The organism is Flavobacteriales bacterium, assembly GCA_025210295.1.
In the GTDB taxonomy this organism is placed as follows: Bacteria; Bacteroidota; Bacteroidia; order Flavobacteriales_D; family Parvicellaceae; genus S010-51.
In genome coordinates this window covers 111,356-137,332 of sequence record JAOASC010000026.1, presented here as the reverse complement: position 1 = coordinate 137,332, position 25,977 = coordinate 111,356, and the positions used below count along the sequence as shown (strand labels likewise).

The following is a 25,977-nucleotide window of genomic DNA, read 5'->3' as shown; positions in this document are numbered from 1 at the left end:
AAAATCTATACAACACACTGGAACAAATTGATTATCAACTATTTTTACTTAATACTTATTTAATATATCTTTTAGATTTTCTGTTCTTTGCAAATCCATTTTCTTTCTCAACCTAGATCTAGAAACATCTACACTTGAGCTCGATATATATAAAATATCTGCAATCTCTTTTGAAGTTAAATCAATTTTCAATAATGTGGCCAGCTTTAAATCTTTCATTGTTAAATTAGGGTAATCCTTTAATAGATTTTTATGAAAAGATTTGTTCAACAAGGTTAGTTCCTCATTTATTATCGCAAGTTCTTCTTTTGTAAATTTAGCTTTGGTTAATTTCTTTGTCAGTACCGTATTTTTATCTGCATCAAGTTTGAGTATGACATCATCTAACAAAACATTCTTTTCTTTTAACTTGAAAAATAACTCCTGAAGTTTACTAGACTTTAAGTTTAATTCGCTTGATAATTCACTGTTGTCTTTTTCTTTCTTTAAGTAATCATCATAAATTTTTCTCTTATCATCATTGGCTTTAGTTAACTCATTTTTTTTCTGCTCAATATTAATTTTATTACTCTTATAATATTTGATAAAACCAACAATTGCTATCAGGAGAACACTTATAACTAAAATGCCACCTCCCCAAAGAATTAAAACATAGTTTTTATTTTCTAGCTCTTCTATTCTTTTTTCATTACTTAAAGTTTCTATTGCTACATTGGATTCATACAATTTGATTTTCATTGCAATTAAATCGGTAGAAAGTTCACTTTCTAGCTTCTTGTGGATTTTCATAAACTCTAAGCTTTGTTCAAAGGCTCCAAGTTGCTCATAACAAAGGCTTATTGATTTAGATAATTCTTTTTGACTTTCTTTATTTCCTATTTGCAAATATTGGTCGTACGCAATATGGTATAACTCTAGAGCAATACGATAATTCTTATTTTTCGATGCTTTATTCCCACTAAGCTGATTAAAATACGCCAACAAATATCCTGCTTGAGTTTTTGAAATAATTGTCTCTGCTTCACCCAAGTAATAGTCAGCATTTTTAAAATCGTTTAATTTATTATAACACTCCGACATCACCAAATAACAATAGATGGTATGGTTGATATTATTAACTTCCAAATTATAATCTAATGCTACTCTATAATATTCCAGTGCCTTCTGGTAATCCGCTTTGTTTTGATATACTGAAGCCAGAGCTTCCTGAAAAAAGACTTGCACCGCTTCATTTTGAAGCTCTAATGCAATTTGAAAGCCGTCCTTATAATGTATTATTGCTTTATCATATTCCTCAATATTTGCATATAAATTACCAAGATTAAACGCTATCGTATACTCTAACTTAGAATAATTGTGCTCTACTACTACTTCCTTTGATTTATCGAAAAGCTTAAATGCTTCAATAAATTTACTCCTTTCGCTATAATATGCTGCTAAAGTGATATCAATAGCTGTAGCTTCTCTAACCTGATTACTTTCTATTGCTAACAGTTTAGCTTCGTTCAAGTATTTGGTTACAACACCTTCTTCTTTTGATAATTTTATATTATTCCCTGCTATTCCTCTAAGTACTCGAATAATATTTATGGTGTCCTGTGAGGCTCTGTAATATTGAATTGAAGGTTCATAATACTTATTTGAATTGATGTAATCGCCTTCAATAAAATACTTTTTAGCTATAATTCGATTAATCTCGTTCTCCTTTTCTAAGCTCTTTTTCTTCTTATAATGATTCTTTAATTGGATTAAGGTATCCATTGGAGAAAGTTCGTTTACTCCATTTTCAAAGGCTATACGATTAGCTCCAAAACCATAAATTGAAACTATCGAAAACATAATAAAAAACAAGCACACCTGTCTACTCATACCCCTTTTACAATTTAAAAATCATCCAATATATCACTGCTCTTTGTTTCTAAACTATTCCATGCTACCTTGTTTTTATAGAGAGACAGCATTGCTTTAATATTTCCAAACATGAAAATCAACATAAAAATACCAATACTATATAAAACAATGCCTAATACAACATTTTCGTACGATTTTGCCTCAGGAAAATCCAAAAACTTTGAAAAACAAATATAAAATGCCTGAGCTTATTATTAAAATATCTATCATAAATAAAAGTAAATAACCTTTTTTTATAAAACGAACTGATATCATTAGCATCAATATTCACCCCTTTTTTAGATGCTCAAATCCATCTATTTCTTGAATTAAATTGTGATTATAAAAAAACGTTGAAATTCTTAAATCCATTTTCCCATTTTAATACGATATAATTCTGTTTCGATTTGGAAAAGAAAAACTCCTGTCTATATGTTTTAATCTTGTTCATTTTCTTTTCTAAAAATCATATTCACCAGAAAACTTATTCCATTTTATATCAATTTGTTTTTTATTGCGCTTTAGCTAGAGCATATTAATTGTCTAAAATATCAGCTGAAGAAAGGGGATTCATTTCCTTAACAGCTATTCTGTGTTTATATAGTGTAATAATATATTTTACATGACTTAATATTAATCCCGAAAACAGAATTCGTAAAACATGTGATGGAATTCCAGGCCAACCTAAAGCTAATATCATTAATACAGTAAAGGCAATAAACAATACACCTCCTACTATATAAGGCCAAATAAATCCTTTTCTGATCTTCCAACCAGCAAATAAATAAAATATGGCGACAAACGTAGGGAGAGAGTTGACAATAGACAATAGTATATTTTCAGAAAAATGAATCCTAAAACTTGTCAATAAGGTAAGCCCTCCAACAACATAAAAGATGGATGATATCGCTCTTAATTTTTCTTCTGCTATAATTCTAGAACCTTCCAAATACCTATCTCCTAACTTAACTTCAAACCCCAAAGGTTTTTGTAATACTTTGATATACAAGTTACCTAACTCAGGGGAAAACAATTCCACACCTTTTGCCAATTCTTTAAAACTAGCGACACTTGAAACTAATGTCTCATTATGATAAATCTTAAAATCATACAATCCAGCCATCCAAGTAATCGCTACATAATTTGAGTTATCACCAGTTTCTACAAGGTATTTTTGAGTATATTTTTTAGCCATTGATGGTTTATTTATAAAAAAAGCTCTTGCTTTAAAACAAGAGCTTTTTTATCTAATTATCGACGTCTTTAATCAACCAATTGCCAAGATCCTGAAGTGATTAGCGCTTCTGCTTGTTTAAACTTCATCTCTTGTGTTTCTCCACTTCTTAAATTTAAGACTTTAACACGGTCATTTCGACCATATTTCTTTGTTGAAACAACTGGTTGTGGTTTTGGTCTTTGCCCTCCACTATTTTGAGCAGCTTGTCTATTTTGCTCAGTAGCTTCACCAACATCTTCTTTGTTAGTTCTAACTTGACTTAAATCAGGGGTCGGAGCTGGTTGTAAATTTGCTTTAGGCGTTTGTACAGGAGCATTTCCTTGTACTGGAATTTCTGCTTTGATTAAGAAAGAAACGATCTCTTTATTCAATCCATTCATCATGTTTATAAACAAATCATATCCCTCTAATTTATAGATCAACAATGGATCTTTTTGCTCGTATTGAGCATGATAAACAGATTGTTTTAAGTCATCCATTTCTCTTAAATGCTCTTTCCACTCATCATCTATCAATGCTAAAGTGATACGTTTTTCTAATGTTTTAACAACACTTACTCCATCTGTATCATTTGCTTCTTTCAATGCCGTTGTTAAGTTAATCATCTTCTTACCATCAGTAAACGGCACTTGAATTGTTTCAAAGTTCTCCCCTTGCTCTTCAAACACTTTTTTAACTACTGGCTCAATCTTCGCAAGGTTAGTTTTTACTTTTCTTTGATATGTTTCAACAGCTTTGTGGTAAACAGCATCTGTTAATGCGTTAAAATCCATTGACATTGCTTCGTTTTCTTCTACAGGCACTTCCATTCCAAAAGTAGTAATCACGCCCAAGTTAAACGCTTCAAAATCATTCGACTTTTTGTATTCTTTAACTAATTGCTCTGCTAATTCATCAAAGATGTTATCTAAATCTAAGTCTAATTTATCTCCAAATAAAGCATTTTTTCTTCTAGAATAAATGGCAGTTCTTTGCGCGTTCATAACATCATCAAACTCCAATAAACGCTTACGAATTCCAAAGTTATTCTCTTCTACTTTCTTTTGCGCTCTTTCGATAGATTTAGTAATCATTCCAGCTTGAATAACTTCCCCTTCTTTATGCCCCATTCTATCCATCATTTTGGCTATTCTTTCAGAACCAAACATACGCATTAGGTTATCCTCCAAAGAAACAAAGAACTGAGAAGAACCTGGATCTCCCTGACGACCAGCACGACCTCTTAACTGTCTATCAACACGACGTGAATCGTGACGTTCTGTACCAATAATTGCTAAACCACCTGCTTCTTTTACTCCCTCTCCTAGCTTAATATCTGTACCACGACCTGCCATATTGGTGGCAATAGTTACAGTACCTGGTTGCCCTGCTTTAGCAACTACTTCAGCTTCACTTTGGTGTAATTTTGCATTCAATACTTGATGTGGAATCTTACGCATGTTCAACATCTTACTTAATAATTCAGAAATTTCTACTGTAGTAGTACCAACTAAAACTGGTCTCCCTGAATTTCTTAGACGTTCAACTTCTGCTATAATTCCATTGTATTTTTCACGAGCGGTTTTATAAACTAAATCTTCTTTATCTTTTCTTGCAATTGGCTTATTGGTAGGTACAACTACAACATCTAATTTATAAATATCCCATAACTCAGATGCTTCAGTTTCGGCTGTACCAGTCATCCCCGCTAATTTGTGGTACATTCTGAAGAAATTCTGTAATGTAATAGTAGCATAGGTTTGTGATGCTGCTTCAACTTTTACATTTTCTTTAGCTTCAATCGCTTGGTGTAATCCATCAGAATAACGACGACCGTCCATTACACGACCTGTTTGCTCATCGACTAATTTCACCTTGTTTTCTTGAACAATATATTCTACCTCTTTTTCGAAAAGTGTATAAGCCTTTAACAACTGATTCATCGAGTGAATACGCTCTGCTTTTACAGTGTAGTCTCTCATCATAGCATCTTTAGCGGCTAATTTTTCTTCATCAGATTTTTCAGAGTTTTCGATTTCAACCGTTTGCTCTCCGATATCAGGTAGTACATAAAAATTAGGGTTATCTTTTCCTGAAATTAAATCGATCCCTTTTTCAGTCAGATCAATTGTATTACTTTTTTCATCAATTACAAAGTATAATACCTCATCTGCTTTTGGCATTTCTTTGTTATTATCTTGCATGTAGAAGTTTTCTACTTTTTGCAACTGAACTTTGATACCAGGCTCACTTAAATACTTAATTAAAGGTTTATTTTTAGGCAATCCTCTATACGAACGTAATAATGCTAATCCACCTTCTTCCTGCAATGCTTTAATCTCTTTTTTATCTTGAGATTTTTCAGCTTTCGTCAACTTCGTTTTTGCTTCACTTAATAATGATGTTATTAATTTACGTTGTGCAGTAACTAAACGTTCAATTTGTGGTTTTAACTCAACAAACTCTTGTTGTCCACCTCTTGCTGTTGGTCCAGAAATAATTAAAGGTGTTCTGGCATCATCAACTAATACAGAATCGACCTCATCGATAATTGCAAAATGATGCTTTTGTTGAACGATTTCTTCTGGTGAGCTCACCATGTTATCTCTTAAATAGTCGAATCCAAACTCATTGTTGGTTCCAAACGTAATATCTGCTTTATAGGCATTTATTCTTCCTTCAGAGTGTGGTTGATGATTATCAATACAATCAACGCGCATTCCATGAAACTCATATAAAGGCCCCATCCATTGTGCATCACGACGTGCTAAGTAATCATTTACCGTAACAACGTGGACACCTTTACCTGCTAATGCATTTAAATAAACGGGTAAAGTAGAAACCAATGTTTTCCCTTCTCCAGTTTGCATCTCTGCAATTTTACCTTGGTGTAACGCACTACCTCCCATTAACTGGACATCATAGTGTACCATATTCCAAACAACCTGGGTTCCAGCAGCATCCCATTCATTATGCCAAATCGCTTTATCTCCCTCAATTTCTACATAGTCGTTGTTGGCAGCTATCTTCTTATCGTTTTCGTTAGCCGTAACAACTAACTTTTTATTCTCTGCTAAACGTCTAGATGTTTCTTTTACAACTGCAAATGCTTCAGGTAAAATTTCCAACAGCACTTCTTCTAACAATTCATCATCTTCTTTCTCTAACTCTTCTATCTTATTGAAAAGTCCCTCTTTATCGTGAATCGAAATTGTATGGCTTTTTGCTTGTTCTTTTAACTCCTTTATCTGAGTTTGGGTCTGTGCTGTATATTCTGAAATTTTGGTTTTAAACGCGATGGTTTTTGCTCTTAGTTCATCATCAGAAATCCCTTTTAATTGTTGAAATACTTCATTAATTTGATCAACATAAGGTTGTAAAGCTTTTATATCTTTTTGGGATTTGTCCCCAAATATCTTTTTTAATAATCCGCTTATCATTGCTTATTTTTATTTTGAACTGACAAAAGTAAAGGATTTGTCGGTTATTTATGTACTTTTTATGGATTTTTAGCTATTCATAATTCATACCAAAACAAAAAACATGACAAAAAGGCTTTTCTTAAGAATTGAAAGGCTTAATCTCCATCATTATCATTAATCATAAAGATAATATTCAAGCCACTAATCACATCTACTTTTAATAAAACTAACAACGTTTTGAATTCATCATATAGCACCTCTGATTTACCTGTTTGATTGCTGATATCTTCTTCAATACTGTCTATTTTCCCTATCGTTGTTTGAATTTTTTGAATTTGTAATTGAATCACCTTAGATAGTTTCTCGTTATTTTTGGTCAACTTCATTGCATCTAAATAATCGTATAGCCCATTTTTAAAGGTATGTTCAATAGCTGTTAATTCGTGTTGAATAAAGTGGACAGATTGTCTGCTTAAAGGGGCTTCAGTTCTATTAGCATCAACAATTCCATCTTTTTTACCCAGAGGTTTTCCTAATTTTTCTTGATAAATCTTTTCAGTAACCTCAACCAGTTTATTGACGATAAGATTAACTGAAGATTCTAAACCTGGAGTAACCGCTGTACAAAACTGTTGATAATAGCTATCTCTCCAGGTATTGGAGATCATGGACATGTTTTTGGTGACATCATCTACCGCCCCTTTTAAATACGCTTTTCTTCGTTCCTCCTGAAACTCATTCATTACATTTTGGGGGGTATCATGGAAAAGTAAATATTCAATTCCTCCCAATCCTTTTGAAGAGAAACCAATTGTTTCAAAATAAGTATCATCAATTACAGCCAAGGAATCGGCAATATTATTTTCTATAAAACTTGAATTTGCGGGGCGAGTCTCTATACGTAGGTGCGCATACGTTTCCTTAATGGCTCCAATATTGTAAATTCTACATTCTTTATAAATTCTATTGGTTACTTTCCATTGATGTTTTACAACCTCTAAATGATTGAGTGTAACAGAATCTACAAAAAGGGCAACAGCCTCTTCCAATTCAACAGCAACCTGATCAAAGGCTTTTATACGTTGAAGAATATAATTATCGGCTATTCCTCTCAACATCATCTCTTTATCAAATGTATTTTCTTTGATTGTTTCTTTTCTTTTACATGTCGCAAAGACAAGTAAGATTGTTATCAACAATATATTGTATTTAGTCATTGTTATAATGAATTTAAAAATTCTAATAAATATGTTCGTTCCTCTTTATTGAGTGCTTTAAACTTGTTTTTGGCTTGTTCTCCTTCTCCTCCATGCCATAAGATTGCTTCGGAAAGATTTCTTGCTCGTCCGTCATGCAAATAATACGTGTGTTTATTGACTGTTTGAAATAATCCAATTCCCCATAATGGAGGTGTACGCCATTCGTTTCCGTCAGCTAAAAAATCTGGACGATTATCGGCTAAACCTTCTCCCATATCATGTAAAAGCAAATCTGTATATGGCCATATTTTTTGATGTGATAAAGCCGTAAATGTTGGATGATTACCTGTCCGATAACTTGCTACATGGCATTTAACACAACCTATTTCATTAAAGATCTTTTTACCTCTTAACACTTTTTCTTCTTTAGCTCTTAATCGACTTGGAACAGCCAATGTACTGACATACAAAGTCGTAAAATCTAAATCTTCATCTTCCAATTCAGGCGTTCCTCCATTCGGTTGTTGTCCACAATCGACCTGAGTACTCGGACAATTGTTAAAAGGAAAAAGAGAAGTGGTTATTCCTATATCACCTAAAAATGCTCCTGCAGTTTGTTGTTTTAGCGTTGGTTCATTAGCTTTCCACCCAAAACGGCCTAATGTTGTTGTATTAGTTTCTACATTCCACACATAATTTACTTTACCTGAAATTCCATCTTGATCTGAGTCTTCTTCATCAACATGACTTAAAAGATCGTGATCTGTAATAGCTTCCAATAACCCTAGCCCGATCATTTGTTGCCCCACTCTTGGTGAGATCATTAAGTCAGCTGGAAGTGGGCCATAATTTGTATTAACAATCGAATAGGTAGGAGCTCTCAAAGAATAAGCCTCTCCATCGTCATAGTTTCCTTGTATTTCATTATAAATTATCTGGATTTCTCCCTCCTCACTAATTCCGTATATACCAATATCATTTAACTGTGTCCCGTAGTTATCCGTACCTAAAGGCTCACCATGATTTCCAATACCAGATTTACTCAACCTCAATAGTAAACCTACAGATTTTTCTCCTTGGTATTCTGGTGGCCGACCTCTACCATCTTTTGGGTGACATCCAGAACAAGACCTTGAATTAAAAGTTGGTCCTAGACCATCTCTAGCAGTTGTTGAAGCAGGAGCAGAAACCCAATTTTGATTAAAAAATGAATCTCCAACAAAAAAATTTAATTCATCTCCTCCGAATAAACCTGGTATTGCAAAACTAAAAGCGTTTTCTGAATGGTTTCCTCCGGTTTGATCACCTCCCGGGAGCTCTTCTCCAGGTTCGTAATCAGCAATATTTGGATCTTTAGCCTGATCTTTCTTACAAGAAAAAAGAAAAATTACTACAACTAAATACACATATTTCATGACTCCAACTCCTTTTTTTGATTGCTTAATTTTGCCACAATAAAATGTCTATCGACCCACTCTCCTGTTTTACTTTTCACCCTCTCATATTGATCAACAAACGTTATCAACTTCCATTCAGTTTTACTAATAAGCAATCTTAATTTACTTTTACTAAATAGATTAAAGCGTTCCCTAACAAATGGCAAGCTCTTCATTGATTGTTCTTCTACAAAAGTCAAAGCAAAAATTCCATTAGGTCGCACTACTCTTCCTATTTCTAATAAAAAATCAATTGGTTTTTTCCAAAAGTATATTGTATTTACGGTCATCACTTTATCAAATGAGTCTTCAGAAAAAGGTATTCTATTCCCATCATAAAGATAAAAAGATGCCCTTTGATTTGCTCTACTTATTCGATTAAGCTTTTCAGCTTCTAATTTCATTGTTTCAGAAATTTCTATCCCAAAATAAGAGATGTTATTCCCTCCCAACTCAAACACTTTAGGCAAATGTCCACAATTTCCATGACCTATTTCTAGAATAAAGTCATCGTGACCTAATTCTAATTGTTTTATAGAATCAAGTGACATATTAAAATTGGTCTCGTTCATAACCTTAGAGACTGCAACACCGCTTTCTCCCGATGGACAGCTTAGTTGCTTTTCCAACTCTAAGATATTGATTGATGTTAGTTCTATCTTTTTTTGATGATCCATGATGTCGTTTTTTTATTCAAACAACAAAAGAGGTTTTTTATTAAACCTCTTTTGTTTACTTTATAAAAACCAGCGTTATATAGCGTCTTCTATTCAGGTAATGCAGTACTAATTGAAATACCAATTGCAGCTCCTGCTTCAACAAGTTTATCTCCTTGTGCTTGTAATTTTGTGACACTTGTCATAATTGGCCCAGTTCCACCTACACTTTCCTGAGTTAAACCATGATCAAAAGGAACGGGAATAGCATTCACTGCACTATTGACATCTGAAAATAAAGTATTTAATTCTCCTGCAATTGAAGTATTAACTGCTGTAATTAAATCTTTTATTCCTTTTCCAGAAACAACAGAACCATCAACTTTAGTATAGCTACCTGTATAAACGTTTCTAATTCCATCAGCATTGGTAATAATATCTCGGTGAGTATTATCGGCAAAACAAGAATGCTCATCTTCTTGATTTTGATTTTGTAAAGCAACAAAAACTCTTTCTCCTGCTAATTCTGACTTACTTAAAGTTGCCATACCTGTAATAATGTTGGTCACAACTTTAGCATCTGATAATCCCATAAAAGTTGAGTAATAATTACTTCCTCCATTTGGGTTCCAATCATTTACCATTAATTCTAAATGATCGACTAATAAAGTTGCACAAATTTTTAAATATTGTCCTCTTCTATCTTGATTAGAAGCTGTACCTGCACCTCCAGTAACATAATCAGTATAAGGTCTTTGACCTGCAGTTTGCAATGCTGTATTGGCATCATCCTGTCCCCACAATAAAAATTCAATAGCATGGTATCCTATTGATACATTTTCTGCAGCTCCAGCCTCATTTGCAGCTTCTAAAACACTTGCGCTTAATGTTGGATATCCTGCTACATCATTAATAATTCCAGACGTTGCGTTTCCTGCAATATAATCAACATATCCCTCATCTAATGGCCAAGCATTTAATAATCCCTCTGGACCATCTTCAGCATCAATAGGTCCATTAGCAAAACGATAAACTTCTGTTTGTCCATAAGGTTCTCGTGCATCTAACCATGCTTGCTTCGCATTATCTAAACCATTTTGAGATGGGTTATCTACAAATGCAATAATTGCTGTTTTTAAATCTCCCGCTTTATTGTAAGCATCCAAATAGGATTGATAAACAATATTTGCATAATTCGCTTTAACTTGACTAATTAATTCTTTATTCTGAACTAAAATTGAGTATTCACATGAACCATCATCTTTCTTTGCTTCTTCACTATAGTTAGTTGCGGTTTCATCCGTACATCCTTTTTTCTTACAACTTCCAAACGCTACAGCCGAACTTATTGCTAGTAATGTTAATGTTTTTGTATTCATAATTGTTATTTAGATTGATTTTAAATTGACGGCAAAAGTAGTTCTCGAAAAGAAACTCTACAATACCACAAAAACGGTATTTTTAATCATTCTAAATAACAAGCTTTATCTGTTCAACTTGAATTTGTCTATCAAAAATGTTTTACATGCTTCATTTTTACGATACCAAAAACTAAAAGGTACAACAACTACTTCTACCCCCATTCGGTATAAGGTTTTGTATTTTTCAATAGGAAATGTTGCTTGATAGACTCCTGGATAACCTACTAAATCTATGGCGTATAACTGATCCCCCCTTTCTACCAGAAGATCGATCGTTACCCCAGCAAGCTCTCTAGCGACAAATACAGTTACTTCCAATTCCTTTAACCAATCTTTGACTTCATTCAAGAAATAATCCAATGTATTGGTGGTCTTGAAATTAGCTAATTCTTCGTTTTTAATTGAACGAATATACCGATGCAATAAATGATAAGAATCATGGGGTATGGTATCGATTGAAAGGTAAATATATTGCCGTTTTCTTGCACGAGTTATCGCTACATTAAAAACATCTTCCTTATTTAAATAAGTATAAACATTGCCTGCTGTATACTCATCTACAGTAAATGATAGATGTACTTCATCTCTTTCTTCTCCTTGGAAATGATAGGGCGTTCCAACTAACAAATCTATTTTGTTCAATTCTTCTACCTTAAAGGCTGTACTAACTTGCTTTTGTATTGCTTTGACTTGATTGGCAAATGGAGAGATAATTCCCACACTATAACGTTCTTCTTTTAGAGAAAGGTTATGTTTTATTTTGTTAAAAATAGCATCTATTTCTCCCTGATTAACTCCGTTATTTTTTCGCTCTCCACTACAATACTGAATTTCGATATTTTCTTCTAAATCATTTTTTGATTTGAAAGTCATAATGTTTAACGAGTTATTATAAAACTCCTCATTACTAAACTCGACTATATCTGGCATACTTCGATAATGTTCATCGAGGTAATGAACCTGATTTTGAGCTGTAATTGTTTCCATTACTACATCTAAAATACTAGCGTTTCGGTAATCTAATAATTTCGAATTAAACTTTTCTACACCGTATTTTATTGCTAACTCTTGTTGAGTGTCGTATGCAAGAAAAGAAACGTGTCGCAACTGTTTAGGATCTCCTACAATAACTGCTCTTTTTCCTCGAAACAACAATGGAATGGAACTGGCAATATCACATTGCGTCGCTTCATCCATAACCACTAAATCAAAAATTCCATCCTGAAGTGGCAAGTATTGATTAAGCTCTTTTAAGTTGACCAACCAAATAGGAAAAGCTTTTAAGACCTTTTTAAAATCTAAAGAATAAAATAATGACTCCTTTTCTAAACCTGAATCCGACTCAATTACTTTAACCATTTTTTTGAAAACTTCTCTGGTCTGAGTATCTCTTATCGCTTCCGCAACTCTTAAGTTAGCAATACAAAGCAACAAATGTTTCATCCATTCTTTTCTTAACTCTATTTGATGAGCTAAGGTACTGATATCTCTTTCTAACTCTTCAAGGTTTTTGATTGTTCTACTTTTAAAAAACAATTTGATCTTTTTTGACCAGTTATCTTCCGATAATAGTAGCTCTGTTACTTCCAATTCATCATTAGACTTTTCCTTTATCTTCTCTTCTAACCTATGTATTGCAGCATTGATTTTTCTTAATGACTTGTGTTGTGCTTTAACCTCCTTTCTTAAAGAATCATAATAACTATCATCAGCTACGCCATTCAAGATATCTTTAAACTTATTCAACAGTTTTCTTACAAAATATTTCTCCCCACCAGAAATGATATTCTCTTTAGCAAAGAAGTCCTTTTCCAGTTTTTCGGCAATGACTTTAAGAGCTTGATCGTTTTTTGAGGCTATTAACACCGATTTTCCATTCGCTATTGCATCAACAGCTATGCTTGCTATCGTAAATGACTTCCCTGTTCCTGGAGGCCCAACTGCAAGTGTGATATTATTCTGATAGGCAGACTTAATAATATTTTGCTGAGGAATACTCAAGTTAACTGGCACATGAATCGTTTCTTTCGACTCTGCTGTTATGTTGTAGTTCGTTCCTAAAAATAAGCTTTCAATCAATTGTGGATAAAACTTATTCTCTAAGGCGATGTCTTTTAATTCTGCCAATACTCCCCTACTAGCTGTTGGCTTTTTTAGTAGTGCTAAACCTATTGCTGGTAATAATAAATTAAGCCCCTCTGTTTTTATTGCTCCTTTTAATTTTTTCTCTGAGAAGAAACGGCTTGAATCTTGAAAAAAAGAATAGTCTATACCTTTGAACTTCTCTTGTAACACCCTTAATCTCTTTTTAGCATCTGCAATTTTCCAAATGGATTGGAGTTGACGATCTATAGTTTCCTCGACTAATTCAGGATGTAATTCTTGAATTACTTTTAGCGCAGTAGGATTAACAATTGTTTGCTTGATTGTTTGTGAAACACTATAATTTGGTGCTTCAAACTTTAATGATAATGGAGTCAAAAAAACAGGTATACTGGCTACTTTATTTCTTCCTAAGACCTTAACTTTTGCTTTTAGAAAGTAAGAACAGGCGTACAAGTCCAACTCTTTTTCATAAACCCTGAGTTTTTTCGAAACCGCATTCCCCCAATCGAAATTAACTTTCTGAACAACTTCTTTATCCAATAAAATTTTAGAAGAAGATAGAATTAATCGGTTAGTAATTTGTTTAGAATAAAAATCAAAAACTTCAAGCTGTTTATTATCTAACTCATAACACTCCCGATAATATGCGATTAACTGCTGTAAGGTAAAATCAAACTTCATTTACCTCAAAAATAAAAAATAAATTCAGAAAAATAAGCTACAAGCTTCCCTCTTTTTAACTACTTAAACTTGTGAAAGCCAAGTTAAAGCTTCTTCTACCGATTTAAAAAACTCTGTGGGAACACCAACTTCAACCTTGGTATGATAAAACTTTGAATTTAAACGTTGCGCTATTGCTTTTGTTACTAAAGCAACTGCTATCGTATTTTCATTTTTGTATTTATTCTCATTTAAATAAGTCATTGCCTCTAAATTGGTCATTGTTGTTGGAGGTATTTCCAAAACCAATTTTATCTTCCCATTCTCAGCTACATAATCCACTAGAATTTGGATAATTTCCTGCATTTCATTTACCCCTACTTCTATTCCTTTATTGTAACAGAAATGAATGAGGTTCTTCGAAATTATTTTAATAGTTCCAAAACGCAATGTTCTAGTTTCCATACTTTAAACTCTTTAGGGTATTCTTGCCAGACAAATCTAACAATAAATCAACAATAAACCACCATAAAACGAACTTTAACACCTATTTAACTTAACTTTCGTTAAAAAAACACGATATACTATACTATTATAACATTTATAATTTAAAAACTTTTCAATTATATTTGTTTTAAGAAAATTAGCTCCTATGAAACATTTAGCTCTAACCTTATTGGTATTTACTCAAATTATTTCATTTTCACAGTATTTTCAGCAAGAGGTGAACACAACCATAGACGTTACCTTAAATGATTCCTTACATGAATTAAACGCTTTTGAAAAAATTGAATACATCAATAACTCTAGAGACACGCTTTCTTTTATTTATTTTCACTTATGGCCTAACGCCTATAAAAATAACGCTACAGCTCTTGCTGAACAATTAAACCAAGCAGGAGATTTAACGTTCCACTTTTCTCCTGATCAAAATAGAGGTCATATCGATTCATTGGATTTTAAAATTAACAACCAGCGTTTAAAGTTAGTGTATGATGACAACATTGATTATGTAAAAGTTTATTTAAATAAACCTCTACCTCCTAATAAGAGTGTGACCATTACTACTCCTTTCAGGGTTAAAATTCCTTATGGTAATATTTCTAGACTTGGACATTTGGGACAAGCATATCAATTAACTCAATGGTTTCCTAAACCAGCTGTTTATGATGAGAATGGTTGGAATGTAATGCCCTACCTTAGCCAAGGTGAATTTTACTCAGAGTACGGGAGTTATGATGTAAAGATTACGCTTCCAGAAAATTATGTTGTGGGAGCCACTGGTGATTTAGTCAATGGAGAAAAAGAGCTAGAATGGTTAGATAAAAAAGTCAAAAAAACTCAATTATTAATTGAAAGTGGTGGCTATAAAGCCTATACAGATATGAGCACTCCCAAAAGCTCTAAAAAATTAAAAACACTTCATTATCATCAAGATAATGTTCATGATTTTGCTTTTTTTGTTGATAAAAGATGGCATGTTTTAAAAGGAGAAGTGACCTTACCTCATTCCAAAAGAAAAGTCACTACTTGGGCTATGTTTACCAATAGCGAATCACATTTATGGAAAGATGCTATTGCTTATTTAGATAGCTCCATTTATTACTATTCATTATGGACTGGAGATTATCCCTATAATCAGGTTACTGCTATTGATGGGGCGCTGACAGCTGGGGCTGGTATGGAATATCCTAATGTAACTGTTATTGGAACATCTTATACTCCTAGTGCTCTTGAACAAGTGATTATCCATGAAGTTGGACACAATTGGTTTTATGGAATACTGGGGTCTAATGAGCGTAAACATGCATGGATGGATGAAGGAATGAACTCCTATACTGAGAACAGAACTACTGAAACCCTACACCCTAATTCTGGGATTGGATTAGTCAATAAGAATGTTGCTAAAAAAATCGGGCTAGATCAGTACCAAGCAAGGGGATTACACGATTTATCCTATTTATATGCAGCAAGAAGGAACTATGACCAACCTATTGAATCACCAGCTTCGTTATTTACTCCTACCAATTATGGTACTATTATCTATTCCAAAACGGCGATTGGATTTGATTACTTATTAGCTTATTTAGGCGATTCCTTATTTAATCAGTGCATGCACACCTACTTTGATGAATGGAAATTTAAACATCCGCAACCTAAAGATGTTAAAGCAGTTTTTGAAAGTGTTTCCAAAAAAGACTTGAGTTGGTTCTTTCAAGATTATATTCAAACCACTAAAAAGATTGACTATAAAATGAGCGCTTATCAAAAGAGTTCAAACACTTTAACTGTCAAAAACAACAGCGATATTGCTGCTCCAATATCTATTTATGGACTAGATAAAAATGATAGTATTCTTTTCAAACAATGGTCGGATGGTTTTTATGGAAAACAAAACTTCTCTTTACCCCAAACAGCATACAAACTTGTGCTAGACTATGATAAAGACATTCCTGAGATTGACCGTACAAATGATGTTATTAAAACCAGTGGAATACTAAAAAAATCTAGACCAATTAAACTTAAACTGTTAGGAGAAATAGAAAATAGAGATTATTATACCATCAACTTTTTACCATTAGTTGGATGGAATGAAACTGACCGAGGAATGCTAGGTTTAGCATTTTATAACACTACTTTTCCTGAGAAAAAGCTTGAGTGGCTAGCAATACCTATGTACTCTTTTCAAAACAAAGCAATAACTGGACTTGGATCTATCTACTACAACTGGTACCCTACGCCTATATTTAGAAAAGTAAGTTTAGGATACGAGGCTAAATCATTCTCTTATGCTGAACAGATTTCAGAAAACAATATTGCTTGGTATAAGCATTCTGTCAACTTAAATGCTGAACTCTATAATAAAAAATTGAGGACAGCACCTAAACAATCTTTTGCCCTTTCATTCCACAATATTAGAGAAAAGTGCTATAGTGATAGCACAGGAGTTTCTTCCAACTATTTTGATTTCAGCTACCAGATTCAAAATAAACAAACACTAAAACCTGCTTCATTAAAAGTTGATTATACTTATGGAGACAATAGTAATAATGAGGTTGTAAATACCATAAGTTTAACTGGAAAAATGAGAATTAATTACAACTTAAAAAGAGATGGGATTTCATTTCGTCTTTTTGCAGGAAAGTCATTATATGCAAACACTAATTCTAGATATAATTGGCGTATGAGTGGTCAAACAGGTTTATATGACTACATGTTTAACAATACTTTTCTGGGGAGAACAAGTAATTATCCTAATTTCTTAGCTCAGCAATTAGGCAATTCACATGGAGGTTTTAAAACTTTTACAAACACAGGAAGTAGTAACAACTGGATACTTGCACTAAATACGAAACTAGACTTACCTAAACTCCCTATTGGAATTTTTGCTGATATTGGTTATTACCCTTATAAAGAAAATAATCAAGGAATTATTACAAACAAGATTGGTAGTAATTTTGATGTAGGCCTATACATTCCTATTAAGAAAAATTTTATTGAGCTTTATATGCCGTTATTGTTTTCAGAAAACATTCAAAAAGAATTCGATTATAACGGTATCACTTTTTGGCAACGTATGACTTTTGTCATTCACTTTAACTCCATGAATCCTTTTAAAATTATCCAATCAATCAAACCATAGTATGACCTTTATAGAAGCTTACAACGCAGCAGCCAAAGGTGACCCCAGTATTTACGCTGTACCTTTTTACCTTTTATTTATTGGTTTAGAACTCTTTTTAAATGCTCGACAACATTTAAATCTTTATACAACAAAAGATTCATTTGCTAGTCTGTCAATGGGGGTTGGATCTGTTTTTATTGGTATTCTGACTAAAACGTTATTTTTTATTCTTTTCACTTTTATCTACCAATTCAGATTATTTGATTTTGAGATGCATTGGTACATGTGGATTTTACTATTTTTTGCTGATGACTTTTCTTTTTATTGGCATCATAGGTTGAGTCATCAAGTTCGTATTCTATGGGCTGCCCATATACACCATCACTCTTCTCAACATTTTAACTTTACTACTGCTTTAAGGCAAAGTTGGGGTGAACCTTTTTATAAGTTTTTCTTTTGGGCTTGGCTACCATTAATTGGATTCTCTCCGCTATCGATATTAGTCATGCATTCTATCAGCTTAGTTTATCAATTTTTTCAACATACCGAGACTGTTAAAAAACTAGGTTTCTTAGAACTGGTATTCAACACACCTTCTCATCACCGAGTACATCATGCCACTCAAGTTAAATATTTAGATAAAAATCATGCTGGAATATTAATTATTTGGGACCGGTTATTTGGGACTTTTGAAAAAGAAGATCGTCAAGATCATCCTATTTATGGTATTACCTCTAATATTGATACCTACAACCCTTTTGAAATAGCTACACATGAGCTCAAAAACATCTGGACTGACGTCCAATCCACTCCTAGTATAAAAAACAAATTGAAGTATATCTTTTACCCTCCTGGTTGGCGACATGATGGAGAACTCATGACATCAAAGTATTTACAAGAGCAACTTGAAAAGGATTAGCGCATTAAATTGATTGTTCCTTTATATAGTTTATCTTGTATGGATAAACTATAGTAATAAGTTCCTTCAGATGCAGGAGCTCCATTTAATACTTTTCCATCCCAAACTACATCACTTCCATAGGCTTCATATAAAAGTTGTCCCCAACGATTATATATATTAAACGATACACATTCTACAATCCCCTCATTTAACTCAATATAAAACACATCATTTATTCCATCATTATTGGGGGTAAAGACATTAGGGACGTTATACAACAACTCATCAAAAAGTACTATTTCTTGACTTGAAGTATAACTTGAAGAACACCCTATACTATCCCAAATTGTTATCGTTGCATTAAACGCTCTATCATAGTTAAAAACATTGAATGGGTGTGGTTCGAAAGATTCTTTACCATCACTAAAAGTCCATTTATATTGGTAATCATCCGAAGTATATTGGGTAAAATCCACTCTAACTCCATTACAACTATAAGCTAATTCATATACAAAATAAGGTTCAGGTATTTCATTGACAGTTACAAAAATATTTTCTTCTATTTCACAACCATTATTTCCTTGAATTGAAACAGTGAACTGTGTAGAGGAATCAGGGCTTACTTGAATCATACTCCCATAATCACCTGTAATAGATGATGTCGGAGACCAAGAATAAATAGCAGAACTATCCCCTCCTGTTATCGTTAAACTAAGAACATCTCCTTTACACATAACAGTATCTTCTGGAATTTGAAAAATATAATTATAAACATTTACCAATACAGAGTCTCTACCTACACATCCTTCAACTGAAGTTCCACTAACCGTAAAATAAACTGAAGTATCAGGAAAAACCCAAGGTGAATGTGTCGTCGTAACATCCATAAAAGGCGACGCATCCCAGATATAATCAATTGCTCCCATAGCATTTAACTGAACGGAATCCCCCAGACAAATATTGACAATGCTTGATGGGTTAGCAACAACATTTGGAAGCGGGATAACGTCAACTATTACAGAATCTATCCCTTGACACCCAATTAGATCTTCACCAACAACAGTATAAACAGAAGATTCAGAAGGAGTTACCCAAATATTTGATCCAGATAATGCTAATGTTCCCCCAATAACTCCCCAACTATACTGCTCTCCTCCAGTAGCTGAAATTTGTATAGAGTCTCCATAACATATTGTTGTATCAAGGCTTGCTTCAACTAATGGCAAAGCTTGTGTATTTATAACCACTGTATCAAAATTGACACATCCATATGCATCACTACCTTCCACAATATAAGTTTCATTTACTATTGGAGTTGCTACTGGATTTGAAATAGAAGGATCAGATAATGTTGGATTAGCACTCCATGCATACGCTGTTCCTCCTAAAGCTTGAAGTTCTATTGATTCTCCTACACACAACGTTGTGTCTTCACCTACAGATATACCAGGCAAATCTCTTACAGTTATTAATACAGAACTAGTATTGGGACATCCTAAACTATCGTCAGCTTGAAGTGTAAAGATTGTATTGGCCTCTGGCATTACCCAAGGAGTTAAAGAATTACCTGCATTTACATTGGCTCCCCAACTGTATAAAAGCGATGTTGTACTTCCATTCAATTGAACAGAATCTCCCTTACAAATTATCGTATCAGGACCTGCAGAAACAGCTATTGACTCAGGGAAATCAACCTTTATAGAATCTCTTACAATATCACATCCCTTTGTTACCTCAACCCAATACGTACCTGAATCGACAACACTAATACTACTCCCAAGTGACCCGTTATTCCAAGCATAAGTAGCACCAGTAACCCCTGAATTTAGTTCTATATTTGTTCCCTGACAAATGATCGTATCATTTCCTAAATCAACAACAGGAGTGCTATTTCCATATATTGGGGTTGCTACAGTACCAACTGTTGTCCCATTTAAAACTGCTCCATGAACTTGACCACTATTTAATGCTGTTGTTGGGCTTCCATTTTGAGTTCCATCCATAGCATAATATGCTACTAAATTATTTTCATTCCCGTTCAAAGGAGTATTATATCGATTCATTATTTGTGTTGAATTTAAATTTGTATTCCAAATTCTAACTTCATCTATTCCTCCGTGAAAAAAACCACCATAATTACCACTTATATTTTTATAAACTCCAATTCTAAGAGGTTCAGAAGTATTTCTAATATTACCATAACTCCCATTTATCAGATTCCCAACAACCAATGCCCCATTATAATATAAATCAATACCAGTAGAGGTATGGACAACTGCAACATGCTGCCATACATTAACTTGTGCTAGTGGCAAATCAGATCGATAACTATTATAGTAATTGCAATTTCCGTTATTTGACCAGACAAACTCGATATGGCCATTTCTTATTGAGAAATGATATGATGGTCTACTCGCTGCACACCATTGTCGATTTACAATAGCTCGATACCCATTAATTTCGCAAGGCTTTATCCACGCTTCGATTGTCATATTGCTACTCTGATAAAAAGCACTATTATTGGGAACTACAATATAATCATTAACTCCATTTAATGTTATTGCCCTATTAAATGGCTGTGCATAAACTGCTAGAAGACAGAAAAAATTAAATACTAATAAAATGTTTCTTCTCATATTCAAAAGTAAATCAAAATAAACAAGAAAAAGTAACTTCCCCACTTTATATTTAGCCAACGGTTAAATTCTATATCGATTTGTGCATATCTAAACTTCATTATCAACACATCTCGGATGACTCCTAGTATAGAAGTATCTCTTTTACCCTCCTGGTTGGCGACATGATGGAGACATGACATCAAAGTATTTGCAAGAGCAACTAAAATAGTTTACGTCTTTATCTTTCTAAAATCATCGTCTATAAACCTCCTAATAAGATTAAGATGTGGGTAACCTTTGAAAAACGCTATATTCGAATAAACTGTTTTACCTAATTCAATATCTATAAGACTTGAAATAAAATGATTGCTTTTCGTCTTTTTATTATAGTATATATAAGTTTGATAAACATACCTTGTATCGTAAACATCTTGTAAATAGTTCCGATTTCCATCCATTATTGTAACAAGCTTATAATCCATATTCTGGTTATAGCTCCTCAACAAATCATTTAAAATTAATAAATAATTATAACGTTTAGTATCTCTGACATTTAACCGATCTAAATGTTCGACCTTAATGTGATGGACCTCAGACATCTTTTTAATCTCTTCAACATACTCTAACTGTAGCTTTTCTATAGCACTTAACATGATCCCCTCCTTGTCAAACAAATAAACTTTAGGTTCCATCACCACCATTGTTTCGGCTTTAATTTGGTACCCATTCTTTTGTTGGTCTATTTGTTTTAATCTTTTTTCTTTCTCTTTTTCCTTGTAACTTTTATTTTCTTTTTCTTGTAACTCCTCAAGTTCTTTATGGTAATCATTAAACTTAGCTTCATATCCATTTTTTTCATATAAATCTCTTAACGCATAAAGGTGAAAATTATCAGCAGTAGTACTTTCCTTTTTTAAATCTTTAGTAGTTATTTTATTGACAACAACTAACTCTCTAATTAGATCTTCAATGTACTGTTCTAAGATTGTTTCTTCTGGATATTTTAAGGCCATTTTTTCTAAAAAGCTTACAACAACAACATTGAACTGCTTTTTAGTTAAATGCTTAATCAGGTAATGGATCTTTTGACTCTCACCTTGTATTCTAGTATAAGCTTCAGCTACATAATGTAATTCATTGGCATTTTTATACTTACATAAACCATACAATGCTTTTGATATCGACAACTCTAAAAAGCGGTTATTTGGATCATCTTCTAACAAAGTTAAAGAACTATACAGCGCTTTTGAATACCTGGCTTCAATCAAATATTGTCTAACCAATTCATACCTGGCTTTTTTTCTCACAGCATAAAACGTTTCTTCTGAAAAGAAAAAATCAACTGTGTTTGATTGCTCATACTCCAACTGAATGGCTTCTACTCTATTTAATCGTTTTAAGATGTTGGGATGCGTATAATAGCTGTCATTTCTTTCTATCATTGCTGGTATGCTATCGGCATTTTTCAACAAATATTCTGCAGGAATTTGAATATCTCCAATATTTAAAAACTCCTCATCAATATATTTTTCATCAAAAGGGAGGTAGGCATAATACAGCATTTCCAATACATTTGGAACATGCTCTCCTCTATACCCTAACTTTAAAAACTCAGCAGTTCCCACAGAATCTGCCTCATACTCATCTTCTTTAGCAAACTTATACAGTAAAGCTATTTTTTGTTCAATTTTCTGTTTTTTATACTCTCCTTTTCCTTTTAATAACTTGTCATTTTCAAAATAGGAAGATAAACTGTGTTTTAATTCATAATGTGCTACTTCATGAGATAATACAAAAGCTAACTCGGCCTCAGTTTCAATATTGGCAAGCAAACCTGTACTCACAAAGATATTTCCCAATCCTGTACAAAAGGCATTGATTTGACTTGATCTATAAACATAAAACTCTATTTTTTTAGTTAAGTCTTTTCTACCTTGAACGACTTTATCTCCTACTTTCTGAATATAGTTCGTCAAAGCATCTCCATACAAAACATTACCAGACCAAAACAAATCAGAATCTAGATAGTTAGAGGTTAATAAAAATTTTATTTTTTCATCATAATCTTGTGTTGAATCTACCAGATTAAATTCTTCTATAGATGTTTCTAACTTTTCAGCTATAGTTGCAGAAAACACATTTGGCAAGGTTCCTTTTGCATATAAATTTCTTTCTTCAAAATTTACCTCCTTATGCTGAGCAGTTAACTGCTGACTATAGAATGTTATAACAGTAAGTAATAATAAAAATAGCTTCATGTATCCATCAATAAAAGAAAGACTACTATACAATTATAGTAGCCTTTCTAGAAAAAGTTAATCTAAATTAAAAGTTCCGTATTTATATTTTTTGCCTTTCATTCCAAAGACAGTTATTGGTTCGTTTTGCCCTTTTTGATAATAAACCTGTGGTTTAATATACACATCAAAATCCTTAGCGTTTGCAAATAGTTCTTCTTTTTTCTCTCCTGTTTTTAAGTCTATTGTATATTTAGTAACGGTTGCCTTTTTAACTTTTTTCAATGCTTTAAGTTTTGTTTGGTCATCTGTACTTAAATTATTTTTCGGATTATCATTAAAAATAATAGAAATCTTCTCATCATTTATCGCTGCTAAATAAGAGAAATACTCAACAGTTCTCCAATTAGGAACAATAAATAAAGAAAAACCAGTAGTAGCAAAAATAAATGGTCCTTGAGCTCTATAAGCAAACACTTGCTTTTTAGGAATTCTATTTCCCCAGTTTAAATCTCCTTCAGATGACATATCCAGTACGATTATATCACCAAAATATTCTTTATAACTTGTACCTTGATCACTAGAGACATAGTAATAATAATAAAGCTCTCCTAATAAAACAATTCCCCCATCTTTTTTGGTTAAAATTTCAACATTATGAAACCTGTTCATAATTTCTGCTTCTTTCCCTTTTTTCTCTTGTTTTTTAGTTTTAAACTGATCAACAAATTTATCATCAAATTCATTGATTTTTTTTACTTCAATTTCTTTAGATTTATTATCTATTCGTAAATAAAAGCACCCTTTTAATTGCTTTTTTAAAGCGTAATAACCCGATACTATTAACTCATTATTTTCATTAATTGTAAAATGAATATCATTAATAAAAGCTCCTATTTCTAACCCTAAATCTTTTACTGATAAATTCTCTTCCCATTTTTCAAAATCTCTTCGTGCTTCATACGAGATAATCGAATAAGCATCATCTTTTTTACCTACTTTTTCCTTTTTTAAGAAATAGATTGAACCGTCATTATCTAACACTCCATTAGAAAGTGTAAAACTCGCTCCTTTCTTTAAAGAAATCTCTTCTGTAGCGTTTAGCTCTTCTAAATTATCATCTAAAACTTTAATTTTTTCTTTAAATGCTTTTTGTTTTTTGTAGTAAGCATAATGTCTGATCAAAACTTTTGATTTATCAGGTGACACCATTATAGAAAAAGAACCATCTCTACTTTTCTTTTCTACAGGAATTGAAAATATTTTTTGTTTATGCTTATCCGCTTTTCCCGTTTTACCATTTATATAATAGGCATAGATCACCGACTGTTTAGCTTTTTTATCAAAATAACTAACAAAAACAACAAACCTATTATTAAAAAAAATTACATCTTCTAACTGGGTTTTATTTTTCTTGATCTTTTCAGGGTTAATAGATGTGGAATAGTTTTTTAAGTAAGACCCTTTTCGATGTGATTCTACAACATAGCCTTTATTGACTAGGGAAAATGTATAAATATTTTTTTCATTTTCTCCAATAATATCTGGATAATAAGTCTTGCTCTTTGCTACATTTGTTTTCCCCCATTCTATACTTTCTTGTGCTATTAATCCGCCTATAAAAAGTATACCTAAAATTAATAAATTGAATTTTTTCATCTTTTTTTTCGCGAAAAAACGAAGTCTGAAAAAAGCATCAATTTATTTACTCTCTTTTCTTTTTAACGGTAAGCTTTTTTGTATAAACGGCTATTCTCGCTCTAAAGGCTGTAAAATTCTCTACTTACAAAGTTCAAAAAAATCTACCTAACAATAAAAAAGCTAGATCTATTTAAACTTCTTTCTCAACTTAAGTACCCCCCAAAAAGCTTCTTTAAAAATCCCCATATTCATTTTAGATTCTCCAAAAACTCGATCTACAAATGTAACTGGGACCTCTTTAATTTTAAACCCGTTTTTTAGTGTTGAATATTTCATTTCAATTTGAAATGCATATCCTACAAACCAAACATTGTCTAAGTTTAATGTTTCTAAAACTTTTCGTGAATAACACTTAAATCCTGCTGTTGTGTCTTTGATATTAATCAACAATACCATTCTTACATAGAAAGAAGCATAATATGACATTAACCATCGGCTAAACGGCCAATTCTCGACTTTACCTCCTTTTACATACCTCGATCCGATACTCATATCGTATCCCTGGTTTTTACAGGCTTCTAATAAACGAGGTAAATCTTTTGGGTTGTGCGAAAAATCGGCATCCATCTCAAAGATAAAATCATAATCACGATTCAGTGCCCATTTAAACCCATGAATATATGCTGTTCCTAAACCTTGTTTACCCGTTCTTTCTTCAATATGCAGCTTTCCTTGATATTGCTGTTGCAGGTCTTTAACGATTTGGGCTGTTCCATCTGGAGACCCATCATCTACCACCAATATATGAAACAACTCCTCCAAAGAAAAAACAGCATCAATAATATTATTGATGTTTTCTTTTTCATTATAGGTAGGAATAATAACTAGGTTACTCATATTTTGGATATAACGATACAACATATCGTTTATTATATTTGGCTACGAATAT

General features: G+C 32.7%; 15 protein-coding genes. 2 read left to right on the top strand and 13 right to left on the bottom strand.

The features are described 5' to 3' along the window. Positions 1 to 48 precede the first annotated feature (48 nt). The 9 genes from N4A35_07690 to N4A35_07650 form a co-directional block, all read right to left on the bottom strand. A complete protein-coding gene (locus N4A35_07690; GenBank protein ID MCT4581285.1) occupies positions 49 to 1,839 on the bottom strand; it encodes a tetratricopeptide repeat protein in 1,791 nt (596 codons plus the stop codon). A gap of 586 nt (positions 1,840 to 2,425) precedes the next feature. Next, a complete protein-coding gene (locus tag N4A35_07685) occupies positions 2,426 to 3,085 on the bottom strand; it encodes a hypothetical protein (GenBank protein MCT4581284.1) in 660 nt (219 codons plus the stop codon). Between the two features lie 68 nt (positions 3,086 to 3,153). Then, positions 3,154 to 6,546, bottom strand: coding sequence for a preprotein translocase subunit SecA (gene secA, locus N4A35_07680; protein ID MCT4581283.1), 3,393 nt, complete (start codon positions 6,544 to 6,546; stop codon positions 3,154 to 3,156). Positions 6,547 to 6,683: 137 nt separating this feature from the next. Then, on the bottom strand, positions 6,684 to 7,745 hold the full coding sequence (locus N4A35_07675; protein ID MCT4581282.1) for an imelysin family protein: 1,062 nt from the start codon (positions 7,743 to 7,745) through the stop codon (positions 6,684 to 6,686). Between the two features lie 2 nt (positions 7,746 to 7,747). Then, positions 7,748 to 9,142: a c-type cytochrome gene (locus tag N4A35_07670; protein ID MCT4581281.1), complete on the bottom strand. Its 1,395-nt coding sequence runs from the start codon at positions 9,140 to 9,142 to the stop codon at positions 7,748 to 7,750. Further along, complete coding sequence (locus tag N4A35_07665) at positions 9,139 to 9,840, bottom strand: class I SAM-dependent methyltransferase (protein MCT4581280.1); 702 nt, start codon at positions 9,838 to 9,840, stop codon at positions 9,139 to 9,141. The genes N4A35_07670 and N4A35_07665 overlap by 4 nt, the downstream gene beginning before the upstream one ends. 89 nt (positions 9,841 to 9,929) lie before the next feature. Continuing rightward, a complete protein-coding gene (locus tag N4A35_07660) occupies positions 9,930 to 11,198 on the bottom strand; it encodes a hypothetical protein (GenBank protein MCT4581279.1) in 1,269 nt (422 codons plus the stop codon). 105 nt (positions 11,199 to 11,303) lie between these two features. Beyond that, a complete protein-coding gene (locus N4A35_07655; protein ID MCT4581278.1) occupies positions 11,304 to 14,027 on the bottom strand; it encodes an AAA domain-containing protein in 2,724 nt (907 codons plus the stop codon). Between the two features lie 63 nt (positions 14,028 to 14,090). Continuing rightward, on the bottom strand, positions 14,091 to 14,471 hold the full coding sequence (locus tag N4A35_07650) for a hypothetical protein (protein MCT4581277.1): 381 nt from the start codon (positions 14,469 to 14,471) through the stop codon (positions 14,091 to 14,093). 187 nt (positions 14,472 to 14,658) lie between these two features. Here N4A35_07650 and N4A35_07645 point away from each other — a divergent pair, with 187 nt between their 5' ends. After that, positions 14,659 to 17,649 carry a M1 family metallopeptidase gene (locus N4A35_07645; protein ID MCT4581276.1) on the top strand — a complete coding sequence of 997 codons (2,991 nt, stop codon included), beginning with the start codon at positions 14,659 to 14,661 and terminating at the stop codon, positions 17,647 to 17,649. Position 17,650: 1 nt separating this feature from the next. Continuing rightward, positions 17,651 to 18,550, top strand: coding sequence for a sterol desaturase family protein (locus N4A35_07640; protein ID MCT4581275.1), 900 nt, complete (start codon positions 17,651 to 17,653; stop codon positions 18,548 to 18,550). Here N4A35_07640 and N4A35_07635 read toward each other — a convergent pair. The 4 genes from N4A35_07635 to N4A35_07620 all read right to left on the bottom strand — a co-directional run bounded on the left by N4A35_07635 (position 18,547) and on the right by N4A35_07620 (position 25,925). After that, the gene (locus tag N4A35_07635) at positions 18,547 to 21,168 is read right to left on the bottom strand and encodes a gliding motility-associated C-terminal domain-containing protein (protein ID MCT4581274.1); all 2,622 of its coding nucleotides are present in this window, start codon (positions 21,166 to 21,168) and stop codon (positions 18,547 to 18,549) included. The two genes, N4A35_07640 and N4A35_07635, sit on opposite strands and share 4 nt — an antisense overlap. A gap of 212 nt (positions 21,169 to 21,380) precedes the next feature. Next, the gene (locus N4A35_07630; GenBank protein MCT4581273.1) at positions 21,381 to 23,408 is read right to left on the bottom strand and encodes a M48 family metallopeptidase; all 2,028 of its coding nucleotides are present in this window, start codon (positions 23,406 to 23,408) and stop codon (positions 21,381 to 21,383) included. 57 nt (positions 23,409 to 23,465) lie between these two features. Then, on the bottom strand, positions 23,466 to 25,046 hold the full coding sequence (locus N4A35_07625) for a hypothetical protein (protein ID MCT4581272.1): 1,581 nt from the start codon (positions 25,044 to 25,046) through the stop codon (positions 23,466 to 23,468). Between the two features lie 168 nt (positions 25,047 to 25,214). Beyond that, positions 25,215 to 25,925: a polyprenol monophosphomannose synthase gene (locus N4A35_07620; GenBank protein MCT4581271.1), complete on the bottom strand. Its 711-nt coding sequence runs from the start codon at positions 25,923 to 25,925 to the stop codon at positions 25,215 to 25,217. Between the last annotated feature and the right edge of the window lie 52 nt (positions 25,926 to 25,977).